General features: G+C 58.9%; 18 protein-coding genes. All 18 read left to right on the plus strand.

From position 1 onward, the window contains the following. Positions 1–31 precede the first annotated feature (31 nt). The 18 genes from ACT5M9_RS18890 to ACT5M9_RS18975 all read left to right on the plus strand — a co-directional run bounded on the left by ACT5M9_RS18890 (position 32) and on the right by ACT5M9_RS18975 (position 16,415). The gene (locus tag ACT5M9_RS18890; protein WP_457979676.1) at positions 32–1,342 is read left to right on the plus strand and encodes a DUF3427 domain-containing protein; all 1,311 of its coding nucleotides are present in this window, start codon (positions 32–34) and stop codon (positions 1,340–1,342) included. Positions 1,343–1,354: 12 nt separating this feature from the next. Continuing rightward, positions 1,355–2,008 carry a hypothetical protein gene (locus tag ACT5M9_RS18895; protein ID WP_457979674.1) on the plus strand — a complete coding sequence of 218 codons (654 nt, stop codon included), beginning with the start codon at positions 1,355–1,357 and terminating at the stop codon, positions 2,006–2,008. A gap of 22 nt (positions 2,009–2,030) precedes the next feature. Further along, positions 2,031–2,441: a hypothetical protein gene (locus ACT5M9_RS18900; protein ID WP_457979672.1), complete on the plus strand. Its 411-nt coding sequence runs from the start codon at positions 2,031–2,033 to the stop codon at positions 2,439–2,441. Positions 2,442–2,557: 116 nt separating this feature from the next. Beyond that, positions 2,558–2,770, plus strand: a complete 213-nt coding sequence (locus ACT5M9_RS18905; protein ID WP_456500531.1) for a hypothetical protein — start codon at positions 2,558–2,560, stop codon at positions 2,768–2,770. Beyond that, positions 2,767–3,258 carry a lysozyme gene (locus ACT5M9_RS18910; RefSeq protein ID WP_457979670.1) on the plus strand — a complete coding sequence of 164 codons (492 nt, stop codon included), beginning with the start codon at positions 2,767–2,769 and terminating at the stop codon, positions 3,256–3,258. The genes ACT5M9_RS18905 and ACT5M9_RS18910 overlap by 4 nt, the downstream gene beginning before the upstream one ends. A gap of 249 nt (positions 3,259–3,507) precedes the next feature. Continuing rightward, positions 3,508–3,756 carry a hypothetical protein gene (locus tag ACT5M9_RS18915; RefSeq protein WP_520395648.1) on the plus strand — a complete coding sequence of 83 codons (249 nt, stop codon included), beginning with the start codon at positions 3,508–3,510 and terminating at the stop codon, positions 3,754–3,756. A gap of 95 nt (positions 3,757–3,851) precedes the next feature. Continuing rightward, positions 3,852–4,031, plus strand: coding sequence for a hypothetical protein (locus ACT5M9_RS18920; protein WP_457979666.1), 180 nt, complete (start codon positions 3,852–3,854; stop codon positions 4,029–4,031). Further along, on the plus strand, positions 4,032–4,901 hold the full coding sequence (locus tag ACT5M9_RS18925) for a terminase (RefSeq protein ID WP_457979664.1): 870 nt from the start codon (positions 4,032–4,034) through the stop codon (positions 4,899–4,901). A gap of 35 nt (positions 4,902–4,936) precedes the next feature. Further along, positions 4,937–5,302, plus strand: a complete 366-nt coding sequence (locus ACT5M9_RS18930; RefSeq protein WP_457979662.1) for a GvpU-like protein — start codon at positions 4,937–4,939, stop codon at positions 5,300–5,302. A 54-nt stretch (positions 5,303–5,356) separates the two neighbouring features. Beyond that, positions 5,357–7,054 (plus strand): terminase large subunit, encoded by a 1,698-nt coding sequence (locus ACT5M9_RS18935; RefSeq protein ID WP_457979660.1) that lies wholly within the window; start codon positions 5,357–5,359, stop codon positions 7,052–7,054. Continuing rightward, complete coding sequence (locus ACT5M9_RS18940) at positions 7,054–9,180, plus strand: portal protein (RefSeq protein WP_457979658.1); 2,127 nt, start codon at positions 7,054–7,056, stop codon at positions 9,178–9,180. The genes ACT5M9_RS18935 and ACT5M9_RS18940 overlap by 1 nt, the downstream gene beginning before the upstream one ends. Before the next feature lie 239 nt (positions 9,181–9,419). Further along, complete coding sequence (locus ACT5M9_RS18945; RefSeq protein ID WP_457979656.1) at positions 9,420–10,373, plus strand: hypothetical protein; 954 nt, start codon at positions 9,420–9,422, stop codon at positions 10,371–10,373. A gap of 62 nt (positions 10,374–10,435) precedes the next feature. Continuing rightward, positions 10,436–11,653: a phage capsid family protein gene (locus ACT5M9_RS18950; protein WP_269383803.1), complete on the plus strand. Its 1,218-nt coding sequence runs from the start codon at positions 10,436–10,438 to the stop codon at positions 11,651–11,653. Positions 11,654–11,709: 56 nt separating this feature from the next. Continuing rightward, entirely contained in the window at positions 11,710–12,099 is a 390-nt protein-coding gene (locus ACT5M9_RS18955) for a hypothetical protein (RefSeq protein ID WP_457979654.1), read from the plus strand. 66 nt (positions 12,100–12,165) lie between these two features. Continuing rightward, positions 12,166–12,600 (plus strand): hypothetical protein, encoded by a 435-nt coding sequence (locus ACT5M9_RS18960; protein WP_520395649.1) that lies wholly within the window; start codon positions 12,166–12,168, stop codon positions 12,598–12,600. Further along, positions 12,600–13,229 carry a hypothetical protein gene (locus ACT5M9_RS18965; protein WP_457979650.1) on the plus strand — a complete coding sequence of 210 codons (630 nt, stop codon included), beginning with the start codon at positions 12,600–12,602 and terminating at the stop codon, positions 13,227–13,229. The genes ACT5M9_RS18960 and ACT5M9_RS18965 overlap by 1 nt, the downstream gene beginning before the upstream one ends. A gap of 9 nt (positions 13,230–13,238) precedes the next feature. Continuing rightward, positions 13,239–13,898: a phage adaptor protein gene (locus tag ACT5M9_RS18970; RefSeq protein WP_457979648.1), complete on the plus strand. Its 660-nt coding sequence runs from the start codon at positions 13,239–13,241 to the stop codon at positions 13,896–13,898. Between the two features lie 3 nt (positions 13,899–13,901). Then, positions 13,902–16,415 (plus strand): prophage tail fiber N-terminal domain-containing protein, encoded by a 2,514-nt coding sequence (locus tag ACT5M9_RS18975; protein WP_457979646.1) that lies wholly within the window; start codon positions 13,902–13,904, stop codon positions 16,413–16,415. Positions 16,416–16,443: the final 28 nt, after the last annotated feature.

A 16,443-nucleotide genomic window follows, 5' to 3' on the forward strand; every position in this document is an offset into this window, starting at 1 on the left:
CGGATTATTGATTCTGGAAGGTTAAGCTGCTGTGGCAAAAGGACAAAAAGCTAGACACAAAGATCTTATTGGGGAGCTTAGTGGGCTGACGAGGGAGCACATACTGCGTGCAGCAGGCACTTATCAGCGTCTTGATGGGAAAGTACCTACATATAAGGACTCCACTACCTATGACCTGCTCATAAATGAGCAGCGTTATCCTCCGAAGGCCATCTTGGGCCTGGCCGCACAAGAGCTCCTTGGTTATGAATTCCCTTCATCAAAGTTCTCTGGTGGGCTGCATAGCCCTTGTTTCTCTATCCTAGAGAAACTGGACTTCACTATTGTCACCAAGGATGTACCGACCCGCTTGCTGCCGCACCACCTGTACTCTCGGGAGGATGTTGCGGGGATCCTCGCTCCAGGAGCTTCATTTACCCCTGGGTCTGGCTCATGGGGGCTTTCTGGGATCATCAGTAAGGCACCGGGCGAAAGAGACTTTGTCTTCTTCGTTACTCTCGGTATGCATGAGAGCAATGATTATGATGATGCTTTGACGGCTGACGGCTTCCTCATCTGGAAGTCGCAGAATCAGCAAACGCCTGAGTCTCCCCAAATTCAGCGGTTAGTTGAGCATGACGAGAGCCTTCATAACGTGCGGTTGTTCCTGCGGACGTCGAAGAAGGAGGACTACACCTACATGGGGCCGCTGGCCTTCAATGATTGGGACCCTCTGTCAAAGAACCCTGTCCATTTCACCTGGAAACTCCTGAACTGGCCTTTACCATCGGACGTTCGTGCCCACTTCTCAGAGCACATCCGACCTGCCTTATCACCTCTGTATCATCCCGAATCAGAGCAGACCCAGCCAGGGACCCTAACAGAAGGGTTGCCGCCGAAGGCTACTCAGAAAACAGGGAAGGTAGGGAGGGGGCCCAAAGGTGGCATTGTCGACTGGGCAGCCAGAGAACAGAGAAACAGAGACTTAGGCTTAGCAGGTGAGTTCCTGGTTATGGCGCATGAACAGGAGCGGTTGCGTGATGCTGGACGTAACGACCTGGCCTCCAAGGTCGAGCATATTGCTCTGAGCGATTCTGCTGCTGGTTATGACATTGTCTCGTTCGAACTGGATGGAGGCGAGAGATTCATCGAGGTTAAGACCACCACAGGACCAGCCTCCACCCCCTTCTACATCAGCGAGAATGAGGTGGTTGTCTCCCGGGACCTCCAAGAGCAATTCTGGCTGTACCGAGTGCATAGTTACTCTCGCGAGAATAATAGCGCCGAATTTTATGTGAAAAACGGTGATGTCTCGACAGGGTTTGAGCTGGCACCAACGACCTACAAAGCAATCCCAGTCTGACAAGGAGGAAAGATGGGGCTTTTTAATAGTGCAGGACTTATTGTTCTTACAACGGCTTTTCTGTTCGCATCCAGTACAGCATATACCAACGCATTGTTGAGAAGGCTGGGATTAGATTCTGATCTAATGGAACGTAGTTTCCATCAAGTTCTTTATCATGGCTTCATTATTAATCTGTTTTTTTTAATGATTTTGCCGTTTGTTTTGTTATCTATGGCATACATTGCATATGAAGTTAAGGATGTAATGCATAGGGCATTTAGAATTTCAAATGACAGGCGATTCTCTAATGCGCGTAGATTTCTCAAGCCATTGAGAAAAGTGGGTGTTAAATTTAGGCGAGAGAGCTACATCATGAGGCGGCTGGGAACTATCAAGGCTGCAACTTGGATGACTCTTTCTTGTAGTCTGTTGTTTATACTTGTCATCGCTCATCATGAGCAAAAAGGTGGTGATGATGCAGTGGCTAATATTGAGTCGATAAGAAAAGGTGACACGTCCCTAGTTTATCTCGATGGCGAAAAAGCAGGATATCCATTTTTGTATTGTGGTGCTAGAAATTGTGCTGTTTATGATAAAGAGAATGACCAAATAAAATATTTCGCTCAAGAAAGATTCTCAGTGAGTAGAGGCGAAACATCGAAATTCAAAGAAGAACAAAAATAATATTGAAGCGCAGAGGTATGAGATGTTAGAGCAAAAGACAATGTTGCTATTACCTAAGGCCTTCTTTCAGAGGCAGTTGGTTGTTGCATTGTGCCTGTTCGTGGGCATTCCGATTGCAATAACTTTATTGAGACCACCAACCCATGAAGTCCCACTAATAAATTGGTTGGCTGCGACGGTTAAGCTGCTTGTGATGGGCTTGCTTTACCCATACAGTAGATACGCTGTTCAGAGGATCATTGACTACTGGCATGGGGATGAGCTGGTCGTCTATGACGGTTCAGCAAAGAGCATGCTTGACCGGAAATTTGCAAAGCTCATGGTGAGTCTCATATTGATGCTGGTATTAGGCCCGCTATGTATCATAGTGCTGTCAGTCGCACGTTGGAGAAAGAGCAAAAATCAAACCGTCCAAGAATCTACAACTGGTTGAATCCCTGCCATCCCAGCGTTAGTATTGCCCCATCATGGCCAGAGTCTCACCGACCCTGGCTTTTTTCGTTTCTGGCCCGCCTCGTGCGGGCTTTGTCGTTTCTGGAGGGGCGATACATGGGGAAAGAAGAAGGATTTGCGACAGCCGCCGCTGCAGCTGGAGTAGCAAAGAGCGCGCCACCGGTCGTGGTGTCAGGCATGACGCTGGCCGGGTACTCGCTCAATGACTGGGTGCTGGCCGCCACGTTGATGTGGATAGCTGTTCAGATGGGATGGTTTATCTGGTCGAATATCATCAAGCCGCGCCGCCAGCAGGGAGGTGCAGAGTGAGCAAGGTCCGTATTGCGATCGCGGCGCTCACGCTGAGTGCCGCTGGCTTTGTGGGGATCCTGAATCGGGAGGGGTGGGGGCCAGTGGCTTACCCTGACCCGGTACACGGTACCAAGCTCCCCACCATCGGATTTGGGAGCACCGAGGGGGTCAAGATGGGGGACACCATCACACCCGTCGGCGCAGTGAACAGGAGCCTAAGGGAGGTGCGGGTGTTCGAGGACTCCCTCAAGGCCTGTATCAAGGTCCCCCTCCACCAATATGAGTTCGACGCCTATGTCGAGCTCTCCCACAACATCGGCCCCGGGGCCTTCTGCCGCTCCACCATCGTGAAGCGCCTGAACGTGGGCGATTACCCTGGGGCCTGTGAGGCGATCCTGTTGTTCAAGCGCGCAGGCAATCAGGACTGCTCGGCGCCGGGGAACCGGGTATGTCCTGGGCTCTGGAAAGACCGGCTGCGCCTCAATGCGAAGTGCAAGGGGGAGTGATGGTAACGACTCCACAAAGCAGGGTGTTGCCGTTCCTGGCCGGCGCCCTGGTGATAGCCGCTTTGGCTGGCGGCGGGGTGGCGCTCTACTGGTCCGGTCAAGCCGATGGGAAGGAAGGGGAGCGCAAGACCTGGCAGGCTAAGTGGGATGAAGAAGCTACCCGTCTGGCTACGGCCAGGGCCAAGGCAGAGCTGAAGGCCCGGGAGGAAGAGCAGCGCCGCCAGGCAGAAATCGATGAGGTGAGAGACCATGCACAAGAAGAAATTGCCCAAGCACAAGCTGATGCCACTGCTGCTAGCGTTGAGTCTGGCCGGCTGCGCGAGCAAGCCCACCGCCTGGCAGCCCGAGCAAGTCAGTGCGCCAGCAATCCCGGTACTGCCCAAGGAGGCCCGGCAGCCGGACAACCTGCCATGGTGCTCGCCGACCTGCTCAGCCGGGCTGACGAAAGAGCGGGTGAGCTGGCAGCAGCGTATGACCGAGCTCGAGCGTCAGGACTAGCCTGCGAACGGGCCTATGACTCCCTGCGCACCGCAACCATGAAGCTCCGCCGATAACGGCGGGGTTTGTCTTTCTGGGGGAAGGAGGTGAGGCAGATGAACTGGAGCAGTGATGTGGTGAACGGTATCGATGTGACTGGGGTCATCACCCGCGTAGAGCACTACGACGGGAGCGAGGCTCTGGTTGTTCTTTCCTCCGGTGTTTCCGTCGTGGTGCCGGCGGCTTACAAGCCAGCACCCGGTGACACCATCGTTGAAGGCGAGCTCTCTCTCTAAATGACAAAGACCGACTGGGCACAGCTCAATGCAGAGTTCCTGCAGGAGCATGAAGCGACCGGCATCAGTGCGAAAGACTGGTGTGACAGCCGTGGCCTGAACTACAACTCGGCGCGTCGCTATTTGAAATCTCGGGGGCAATCCCCTGCGCAACCTGGTGAATTTCGCATAGCTGCGCAAACTGCGCAGTCCGAAGTGCGCAAAACTGCGCAATCTGCGCAAAGTGCGCAACTCAAAGGGAATGAGGCCAAGGCCAAAGGGGGAGAGCGAAGAGGGGGAAGGTCATCTTCATCCACTCACATCCCGGCTGACACAGGCCATAACCCGAACAACAACGGCCGGGACCAGAAGGGGCGCTTCACCGAGGGCAACGCTGGCAACCCCAATCCGTCGGCGAACATCAAGCCCGGCATGCAGCTGACTAAGACCCATGGCGGCTATGCCAAGTTCCTAGACTCCCCAGAGCTGTTCAACGAAGCCCGCGAGCTGCAACTGCGCGACGAGCTGGACTTCACCCGGGCACGAGTCATCTCCGTCACTGGGTTGCTCAAGGGGCTGCAGCAGGACCTGGTCACTGCCAGCGAGATGGCCGACCGTATTGCGCTCTACGACAAGATCCTGAAAGCCGAGCAGGCCCTCGACCGCAACATTCAGCGCATCGAATCCATCGAGCGCACCTTGAGCACTCTGCGCATCGACGAGGTGAACGCTCCGAAGATTGAAGCTGACACACGGCGGATTGAGGCCGCCACCCGGAAGCTGACAGCAGAGGCTGATCGGTTGGAGAAGGATGGTGACAGTGACACCACTCCAGTGAGCGAGATGGTTTCCGAGTTGCACGACATGGGGACTGGCGGGCTGATGTCGTGATAGTATGCGGAAGAGTCCAATTTAAGAGGTGCGGTATGTCAGATAAACATTTAATCTCATTAGTAAACTTGGCAAATCAAGGCGTTACTTGTCCGATAACTGTTTTAATCGGTGGACATCTTATTAGTGGGGAATTGATTGGCGCGGTAACGTTTCTTGAGTCTACGGCTGAATTAATTGTTGGTGATGGGAGTAATCCAGTAAACATTGAATACTCCAGACTCTTTTCTGAGTCTGCAGCAATTATGAAGGAGCGACCTGATGAGTTGGTTGAAGATGACTCGTTTTATTTGAAAGATGTAGTAACCATTAATAATGGTGAGCGTGCTGAATTCAATAGTGCGTATATGAAGTTAAACATCAATGCAGTCGCTGGTTGGTGGATTGGCCAACCTAAATAAATGCAAGGTCAGCAAACCCGCTTCGGCGGGTTTTTTATTACCTGAGACCCACCAATGACCGAATTCGACACCTCCGCCATGACTGAGCAGGAGCGGATGGCCTACATCCGCTCGAAGCTTAGCGATAAGTGGTGGAGGATGAACAACCTCTACAAGGTGGAGAACGAGCAAGGTGAGCTGGTGCAATTCAAGCTGCGCCCGGCACAGGAGCTGCTGTTCCGGACTATGTGGTACCTGAACATCATCCTCAAGGCTCGCCAGCTTGGGTTCTCCACTGCCATAGATATCTACCTGCTGGACGAGGCGCTGTTCAACAAGAACCTCAAGTGCGGGATCATCGCCCAGGACCTGACGGCCGCCGGCGAGATATACCGCACCAAGATTGAAGTCCCGTTCGATAACTTACCCAAGTGGCTCAAGGCCTGCTTCCCGATAGCTTCTCGCCGCGGCGGCGCTAATGGTGGCTACATCCTGTTCCGCCATGGCTCCAGCATCCAGGTGGCCACATCCTTCCGCTCCGGTACTGTCCAGCGCCTGCATGTCTCCGAGCACGGGAAGATCTGCGCCAAGTACCCCGAGAAGGCCAAGGAGGTGCGCACCGGTACCCTCAACGCCATTCACCCTGGGGCAATCGCCTTTATCGAGAGCACAGCGGAAGGGGTGGGCGGCGACTTTCACGCCATGAGTATGAAGTCGCTGGAGCTAGCGCGAGCTTGTAGCGAACTGACTCAGCAAGACTGGAAGTTTCACTTCTTCGCCTGGTGGCAGGATCCCAAGTACCGTGCTGATGTGCCTGCCAGTGGCGTGACCATGAGTAAGGAGCAGGCCGAATACTTCGACGCGGTGGAGCTGGCAATGGACTGCATCATCACCGACGAGCAGCGTCAGTGGTATGTGCTCAAGGAGTTCACTCAGGGCGACGAGATGAAGCAGGAGTTCCCCAGCACACCGCTGGAAGCCTTCCTCACTTCAGGCCGCCGAGTGTTCGCCCCGGCCATGACCATGCGCGCCGAGGGTGACTGCCGGCCCCCTGAACTGGTCTACGACATGGACCCCGTCACCAGCAAGCGTGAGCGTGTGAATGGGCCCGAGACACTGGATGAGCGGGGGCAGCGCAGCCTGGCCAACCTGCTACTGGTGTGGGAACTCCCCGACCCGGAGGAGGACTATGCGATCGGCGTGGACATCTCCGAGGGGCTGGAGCATGGCGACCGCTCCAGCGTGGACGTGGTGAAGCGCAGCAACGGCGAGCAGGTGGCGCACTGGTTCGGGCATCTGGACCCAGGCCTGCTGGCACAGCTGGTTGCTCATGTGGGGCGCTGGTATGGCTCCGAGGAGTATGGCCCGGCCTTCGTCGGCCCAGAGCGCAACAACCACGGCCACGCCTTCTTGCTGCGCCTGCGCGACATCTACCCCACCCGACGTATCTACTCCCAGGAGTACATCGACCGGGAAAGCGACGACGAGACAGACCGCCTGGGCTGGCTGACCACGGCCCAGAGCAAGCCCATCGTCGTGGATGGACTCAAGACCCTGCTGCGTGCCGGGCAGTCCGGGATCCGCTGGATAGGCACCGTCCACGAAGCGTCCAGCTATGTCTATGACAAGAAGGGCCGGATGAATGCACAGGATGGCTGCTTCGATGACCAACTGATGAGCTACATGATTTCCCAAGAGATGCGGGCACGCATGCCGGCACGCATCGTCCGAGACAACACACCCCGCCAACAAAAGCACTGGATGGCCCACTGATGAACGACACCCCGACCAAGGCGCCCGCAAAGGGGCGTCTCGATACCACGCGCCTGCTCGCCCTGATGAGCGACATCCAGGGGCAGCCCGACTGGCGCACCTTCGCCAATCTCTGTTGTGCCTATTACGACGGGGACCAGCTACCGCCAAACGTGGTCAAGGTGCTCAAGGACCGCGGGCAGCCGACCACAATCCACAACCTGATCGCCCCGACCATTGACGGTGTGCTCGGGATGGAGGCCAAGACCCGCACTGACCTGATGGTCGTAGCCGATGACATCGAAGAGGAATACGAACTGCTGGCCGAGGCGGTGAACTCGGAGTTCGCCGACATGGCCCGGCTCGGCGGTTGTGACCGAGCTTGCGGCGAGGCCTATGCCAGCCAGATCAAGACGGGAATCGGTTGGGTGGAGGTGCGCCGCAATCCCGACCCGTTCGGTCCACGCTTCCGGTTTAGCTTCGTTCACAGGGATGAGGTGTTCTGGGACTGGCACCACCGGGAGCTGGATCTTTCCGACAGCCGTTGGCTGATGCGCCGGCGCTGGCTCGACCTCGATGAAGCCTGCACCATGTTTCCCAGCAAGGCTGAGGTGCTTCGCTGCAGTGTCGGCGAGACCTGGAATGGGGTGGTGAGTGTCACCGCCATTGAGGGGATGGACGCCAGCACCCAGAACGCTTTCGACGAGTGGCAGCAGTTCGATGCCCGCCAGGTGGAATGGTGCAGTACCGACCGCAAGCGCCTGTTGTTGCAGGTGGTCTACTACCGCACCTACACCATACGCCGCGTGCTGCTGCTCGATTCTGGGCGAGCCATCGAGTTCGATGAGCGCAACGAGCTTCACCTCGCCGCCGTTTCGCTGGGCCGCGGGGTCGTGGAGCGCCAGCCGGTGGCAACTATCCGTGAGGCCTGGTTTGCCGGCCCCCATGCCCTGGTCGATCGCCCCTGTAGCGCCCCGCACAACATGTATCCTCTGGTGCCTTTCTGGGGGTACCGCAAGGACCGTAGCCGTGAACCCTATGGCCTGATTGCCCGGGCCATCCCAGCCCAGGACGAGGTGAACCTGCGCCGTATCAAGCTCACCTGGCTGCTGCAGGTCAAGCGGGTGATCATGGACAAGGACGCCACCAACATGAGCCGCGACCAAGTGATGGAAGAGGTGGAGCGCGCCGACGGACTGATCGAGCTGAACCCGGACCGCAAGAGCAAGCAGACCATTGCGGATGTGTTCAAGGTGGAGCAGGACTTCCAGGTGGCGGCGCAGCAGTTCCAGGTGATGCAGGACAGCGTGAAGCTGATCCAGGACACCATGGGGGTCTATGCAGCCTATCTGGGGCAGGGGGAAACGGGGCAGTCTGGTGTGGCCATTGCCAACCTGGTGGAGCAGGGCGCCACCACGCTCTCCGAGATCAACGACAACTACCGGTTTGGCCGGCAGCTGGTCGGGCAGCTTGCCCTGGGGTACCTCCTCGAGGAGCTCTCACTGCGTCGCAATGTGAAGGTGACCATCAACCGGGAGGACAAGGGGCGCCGCAAGGCTGTCATGCTCAATGTGCCGGAAGGGGAGATGCTGACCAACGATGTGACCCGGTTGCGCGCCCATATCGCCCTGGCCCCCATTCAGCAGACTCCAGCCTACAAGCAGCAGTTGGCCGAGCGGATGATGGAGGCCATGACCCGCTTGCCGCCCCAGGCTCAAGCAGCCTGCTTTGATATGCTGGTCGAGCTCATGGATGTGCCCAACAAGCACGAATTTGCCGAGCGGGTGCGCAATGCTCTGGGGATCGCCAAACCGGCAGACCAGATGACGCCGGAGGAACAAGAGGCGGCCCAGCAGCAGGCGCAGATGCAGCAAGCTCAGCAGGAGTTGGCGATGCGGGAGGCCGAGGCCAAGGTCGCAGAGATCGAGGCGAGGGCTGCCAAATGGCAGACAGAGGCCCAGCGCCTGCAGAAGCAAATCGACTCCATGCGCTTCGATGACGCTCTCAAGCAGGCCAATACGGGCAAGGTGCTGCAGGAGATGGAGCTCTTGCAGCAGGAGGGGGAGCAAATCTCCACCGAACGTGCGGCATTGCAGGCCCAACTTGCTGAGACGCTCCAGGCACAGATCGATGCGATTGAGCTCTAAGGCTGTTGCATTCACCACCTGCCAGCGTTAGGATTTCCCCAACATGGCCCAGTCTCTCGAGATTGGGCTTTTTCGTTTCCAGACCCGGCCACCGCGCCGGGTTTTGTGTTTAGTTCCGATGATGATTGAGCCCGCTCTGTGCGGGCTTTGTCATTTCTGCCCCAGTCGGAGAGGGCTTTCCCCGAGAGCCTTGCCCCGCTTGGGCAGCGATACCACCCGCAAACACCACGAGGACAACTATGGACCCCATCGACTTTAACAACCTGACTGGTACCGAATCACTGGAGGAGCTTGAGGCCGCGCTGAATGCGCTGGAGGACGGTGGTGACACCGAGAAGCCGAAGCAGGATGAGCAGGCCACCCACACCGACGAAAAGGGCGAACAGACCGCGCCGCCGGCGGCCGAGGTGCAGGGCAAGACCACCCAGGACGACACCCAGGAAGAAGGGCAGGAGGGCGTCAAAGTCATCCTGTCCAAAGATGGCAAGCACCAGATCCCCTACGACGTGCTGGAGTCTGAGCGGGCGCAGCGGCAGGCACTCGCCGCCGAGAATGCGCAGCTCAAGGCCGAAGCCGGCGAACGGGAGCGACTGCAGGCTCTGCTGGATAAGCACGGGATCAAGCCCGATGCCGATCCGGATGCGCTCGACGTTGAGGAGATTGAGCAACTGGCCCAGGACTATCCCGAGATCGGGAAGGTGCTGACCGGTATTGCCAGCCGCCTGAACAAGCTCGCGCAGCCGGCACCCCAGCAACCCACCCAGTCGCAGGCTCCCTCTGTCCCGAACGATGTTCAGACTGCGCTGCAGGCGGTACCTGAACTCGCAACCTGGATGGAGAAGGACCAGGATCGCGCCACATTTGCCGTCAGTGTCGATGAGCGTCTCAAAGAGGATCCCGCGTGGAAGGATAAACCCCTGACGGAGCGCTTTGCGGAAGTGGCGAAGCGCACCAAGGCCGCCTTTGGTGACCCGGTAGCACAGCAGGCACCGCCTGCCGAGAAGCCGGCACCCCAGAAGAAGGTCGAGGAGCGCGACCATATTCCACAAAGCCCGTCAGACCTCGGCCAGTCCGTACAGCACGAGAGCAAACTCGAGAAGTACGGCGGCATGAGCCAAGAGCAGCTGATGGCTGAGATGTCCAACATGTCCGCTGCCCAGATCGAAGCCCTGCTTGCAGAGCACGACCTGTAAATCAGCCAAACCCATTCCGACCCCGGCCCAGTGCCGGGGTTTTTGTTTTGTAGGAGAGGATCATGACCCAAGTCACCCAGGCGCAAGCCAACAAAATTCTGCAGGTGGCCCTCTTTACTGAGGCCAACCGCACCCACTCCCTGGTTAACATGCTGACCGAGGAGGCGCCCAAGGGCGTCAAAATTAACGGCGGCAAGCAGACCAGCCATGGCGCCCCCGTTGTCCGCATCACTGACCTGAGCAAGCAGGCCGGTACCGAAGTGGACATGCAGATCTTCCATCAACTGTCTGGCCGCCCGACCATGGGTGACAAGAAGATCGCCGGCCGCCTGGAGAACCTCTCTCAGGCGGACTTCGGTCTGACCATCAACCAGACCCGTCACGGTGTGGATGCCGGCGGCAAGATGAGCCAGAAGCGCACCAAGCACGACCTGCGCCAGATCGCCCGCACCATGCTGGCTGATGGCTACTACGGTCGCCTGACCGACCAGCGTGGCATGGTCCAGCTGGCCGGCGCCCGTGGCGACTACATGGCCACCGACATCATCGTACCGCTGGGGGAAGATCCCGAGTTCGGCGAGATCATGGTCAACAAGGTGACGGCGCCGACTTACGAGCGCCACTTCTTCGGCGGGGATGCCACCTCCTTTGAGGCGATCGACGCTGCTGACCGCTTCAACCTGGGCTGCGTGGACAACATGGCGTTGTTCCTGGCCGAAATGGCCAACCCGATCCAGCCCATCCGTTTCGGCTCCGACCCGAACACCGGTGACCCCCTGTACCTGCTCTACGTCACCCCGCGCCAGTGGCATGACTTCTACACCTCGAGCTCCGGCAAGGACTGGCAGGCGATGTTGCAGGGGGCGATCACTCGCAGCAAGGGCTGGAGTCACCCGCTGTTCCAGGGTGATAGCGCCATGTGGCGCAACATCCTGGTCAAGCAGTACCCCGGGATGCCGATCCGCTTCAACCAGGGCAGCACCGTCAAGGTGTGTGCGGCCAACTCCGCAACCGGTGTGGAAGCGGACAAGACCGCGGGTACCACCATCGACCGCGCCATCCTGTTGGGTGGCCAGGCGCTGGCCAATGCCTTTGGCTCCGGCGTGGAAGGCGGCTCCTTCAACATGCACGAGGAGAAGGCGGACCACGGCAACGGTACCGAGCTCTCCATCAGCTGGATCTCCGGTCTGCAGAAGATCCGCTTCAAACAGAAGAACGGCAACGTGCAGGACCACGGTTGCATGGTGCTGGACACCGCTGTGAGCCCGATCGCTCGCTAATCCTGGGCTGCCCCGGTCAGGGGCGCCTTTACTCAGACTGACAAGAGGACCATTCCATGGCCAAACTGACTCTGGTTAAGACCCTGCGCCGTTGGTTCAACGGCGCTTTCGGCAATCTCTCCGTCTCTCCGACCCTGGTGGCAAAACTGGCCGCCGTGCCGGCCGGTGATGTGGTGGTGTTCGGCGATCCGGTGGAGCCGAACATCAAGGTGGTGGGGGTCTCGCTCACCTCCGCGGCGCTCGGTGCCAGTACCACCCTCACGGTGAAGGTGGGGGAGACCACCCTCATCAATGCCCAAAACACCGCGGCGGCAGTGAACAGCTACATCCCGGTGGATGACCTGATGACCCAGGAGGGGCAGGAGATCAGCCTGACGGTGGGCGGCGGCGCTGCTACGGGTACCGTCAAGGTCAAACTGCACTACGAGATGGTGGGTAACCTCTAAGGTTTCCACCCCCTGTGAGCCCGGCCCTGTGCCGGGCTTTTCTTTTCCCTGACTGGAGAAATGACCGTGAGCGACAAGATCGCAATCGCCTATATCGGCGACAAACCGATGAAGAAAGACACCGTGACCGGTTCCCGTATGGTGTTCCCGCGCCACACCTCGGTGGATGTGGAGAGTCACATCGCCATGCAACTGCTGGAGTTCCCGACCGTCTGGCGTAAGGCTGACGAGCTGGACGGTGTGCTGGCGCGTCAGGAGGCCATCGAGCAGGCTGCAGCCGAAGCGGCCCGCCGGGCCGAGGAAGAGGCCGCCCGCCTTGCTGCTGAGCAGAGCATGGTGGTCGAGCACCTCGGCCTGGACTTGGCCAAGATGACCTCCGCGCAGCTCGCTACCGTGGCCGAGAAGTACGAGCTTCACATCAAGCAGGAAACCGGTGAGCGGGTCGATGACTTCCGCACCCGTGTTCGCGATGCCCTGCGTGCTCAGAAGGAAGCTGAGTAATGGTGCCGGTACTGGACAGCCGCTTGGTCAGTCCTGACGCCCTGATCCCGCTGGTTCGCCAGCGGGTATCGGGCCCCCTCGACAGTATCATTCGCCAAGCCATCATCCGGGCGGCGATCGACTTCTGCAAGCAGAGCGCCCTCGTTCACCTCGAGCGGCAGTTTGAGGAGGTGCTGGAAGGGCAGACAGTGAGCTTTGCTAAGGCCAGCAGCATCAACCGGCAGGCCCGCCAGGATATTCGGGACCCCCAAGTGACGGGATCCGTGATCCACCGGATCACCGCTGGGGGCCAACTGCTGACGGCAGGGGAGCAGTATCACGTTCAGTCTGCAGAGTCGATCCGCTTCCTGGTTGCGTTGCAGGATGTCTGCATCATCGGGGCGATCGAGCCACTTCCTACGGCCAAGCTGATCCCGGCTGGATTGGTTGAGGACTACGCCGAAGCCATGGCCGATGGCACCGCCGCCATTTTGCAGCTCCAACCCGGCAAGCCCTGGGCCAACCCTGAACTGGCTCAGCTCAACCGAGCTCGCTTCAATGAGGCTGCGCGGGAAGCCTATCGGTTTCGCATCGAACAAACGGCAAATGCCAGGACAGTTAACCAGGTGCGGCGCCACTCCTTCTTCTAAGAGGTCCCCATGACCCTCATCAAAGACCTGCTTGATCGGGTCTCTCTCGAGCTGACCGATAAATCGCGTACCCATTGGTCGCTGGAGGACCTGGTTCATTACTACAACAGCGCCATCGCCTCCATTGCCAACTACCGACCAGACATCTTCGCCACGACCCAGACCATCAGCTGTGTGGCCGGCACTCGTCAGGCCTTGCCAGCGGGCGCCACCAAACTCATCGAGGTGGAGCGCAATACTGGCGGGCGCAAGATCCGCTATTTCGAGCGAGGCCAGCTCGATGATCTGGATCCCGAGTGGATGACCGGCACCGATGCCAGCGAGGTAGAGGCCTACCTCTTCGAGCCCACCAACCCGCGCATCTTCTGGCTTTACCCGGGGGTGACCGCAGACGTGAAGGTCGATTTGGTATTGAGCGTGCTGCCTACGCCGGTGAAGGTTGCCCAGGTTGAGGCCGGCGATCTCCTGCAGGTGGATGACACCTATTCCACCCCCTGCATGGACTGGATCATCTATCGCGCCTATCTGCGTGACTCCGATGAGACGGCCAACTCCGCCCGCGGCCAGCTTCACCTCCAGGCGTTCGCGCAATATCTCGGCATCAAGATCGAGACTGACAGCACGCTGGTTTCCATTCGCGACAAGAAGTTTCAGACCAACCAGGGGTAATCCATGATCCAGATCCACGGTGTGATCACCGACCCTGCTGGCAAGCCAGTCCCGAGGGCTTTCATTGAGCTGCGGGCTCTCAGCACCACCGGTGAGGTGTTGATGGGATCGGCAATGACCTTCAAATGTGACCAGGCTGGGGAGTACCGATTCCAGCTGGCAACCGGTACCTACGATGTCTATGCCCAGAATGACCAGTGTGGGGACATGGATTATATGGGGTCCGGGGTGGTGACGGCTCAAAGCTCCGATGGCCCCCTGAACAGCATTCTGGTCGATAGCGGTATCAACCTGACGCCCCCTCTGCTTGATCGGGCTGTGGAGGCCATGCAGCGGTCAGAAGCTGCAGCAGAAGTCACTGCCGAAGATCGGCTGCAGACCGGCAACGATGTGGTGACTACGGAGCAGGCAAAGCAGGTCGCGACTGAGCAGGCTGCGGCGGCATCCACATCGGCTGCTACGGCAAGCAGTCAAGCGGGTGACGCGGCGACCAGCGCGGGGGCTGCGGCAGGGTCAGCGAGCAGTGCCCAGAAGTGGGCGGAGAACCCGGTTGATGTGGCGGTGGTCCCTGGCAAGCATTCCGCTTTGCATCACGCGACCAAGGCGAGTTCCTCTGCATCGGAATCTGCAGCAAGCGCAACGGCGGCCGCGGCCAGTGCCAGTACCGCATCGGCCAAGGCGACCAACGCCAACACCAGCGCCACCACGGCGACGACCATGGCCGGTGAGGCCGCCACCAGTGCGAGCACGGCTGCCACCCATGCGAGTGCTGCTAACAGCTCCAAAGTCGCGGCGGCTACCTCCGCAACCAATGCCGGTACCTACGCCAGTAATGCCGAGCAGGCGGCCCAGGTGGCAGAGGGTGCGAAGGTGATGACGCTGGATAACGCGGCCAGGGTTGGCACGCTGGCGGAGCAAGTCACGGCTGATTGGGCCCAAGTACAGGAGAGCGCCACCCAGGTAGCGGCGAATGCGGCGATAGTCGCCGGGCAAGCTAAGGAAGTTAGCACCAACGCCGACACCGTCTCACAGGCTAAAACCGCTGTTCAGGGCATGCAGGATGTGGTGGTTGCGAAGACGGCCCTGGCCCAAGCAGCGGCGGACACAGCGAGTACTAAGGCGAGCCAGGCCGCTCAAGATCAGGCCTCGGCCAATGCCAGTTCCCAGCGCGCCAGTGTGTCAGAGGGCATGGCGGAGGCTTGGGCGCAGAATCCGGAAGGGAGCGACATCAACGGGCGCCCCGGGGAGTTTTCGGCTTTGCATTGGGCGCTGCAGGCTCAGAAGTGGGCGCAGGCCATCACTTCGCAGTTGGTATGGGCTGGTCCCTGGAATGCTGCTGCGGGGGCACCGATCGCGCCAGTCGCAAATCAAGGTGTGCCGTTCTATCGGATCTCTCACCCTGGAGTGATTGCCAGCGTTTCTTATGTGACGGGTGATTACCTGCACTGGGATCCGGCCACCCGTACCTGGTTCAAGATCGATGGCTCGGACGCGGTGATCTCGGTCAATGGTATGACTGGGGCCGTGGTGCTGAGTGCGGCCGATGTGGGGGCCAGGCCAGCCAGTTGGGTACCGGGATGGGCTGACATCACCAACAAGCCGGTGACCATGCCGCCCTCTGAGCACATCCACCCGTGGTCGCAGCTCTCCAACGTCCCAGTATACGCTTCGCGCTGGCCCACCCTTGCTGAGGTGGGGGCCGCTGAAGCAAGCCACACCCATACTTGGTCGCAGCTGACGGGGATCCCTACCTATGCGACTCGCTGGCCTTCATGGGGGGAGCTAACAGACAAGCCTGACCTGGCCGCAGCATCCCACCGGCACCCCTGGAACCAAATTGATCAGATCCCGGTCACGGCTACACGGTGGCCAACTTGGGGGGAGGTAACGGACAAACCGGCTCTGGCGGCAGCGGACCATTCACACCCCGGCAGCCTGCTCAATCCATTCCCGCTAACCAAGGAAGACCTGAATACCATCGTCAGCCCGGGCGTTTATCGCCAGGACTCGGATGCCAATGTGGCGGCAGCACTTAACTACCCAGAGCCTAAATCCGGCTCCCTCACTGTGACCGTCGGCGCAGGAGTGCAGCATCGTTACCACGTTTACAACACCAGCCGGGTCTACACCCGCGCCCAGTTCCATACGGGGGCATTCACCCAGTGGGCTCTGGAATACAACACCCTGAACAAACCCTCTGCCGCTGACGTAGGGGAAAATAGCGCGAACATTCTCTACAAAAGCAACACAGGTACAGACTCCCTTTCCATTAACTTGCCTGATGGTCTGTACGCCATCACTTTCCATGTTGGGGATGGCGGTAACTTCACCGCTACGGTCATGCTGGAAGTGGATCGGACGCTTGGGCGGACGTACTCGAAGAGTAGCGTTTACTACAGCGCGGTCACATCAGGAAATAACCCCACTTGGTTTGGATACAGCCCCTCAACCAACATCCTGGTCTATGGCGGGAGTGGTAATTGGAAAACCATTCTGAAAGTACGGCGTGTCGCGTAATGCCGCCTCTAAAGGATCCACCAACCAA

The sequence above is a fragment of the Aeromonas sp. AE23HZ002T15 genome, from assembly GCF_054165525.2.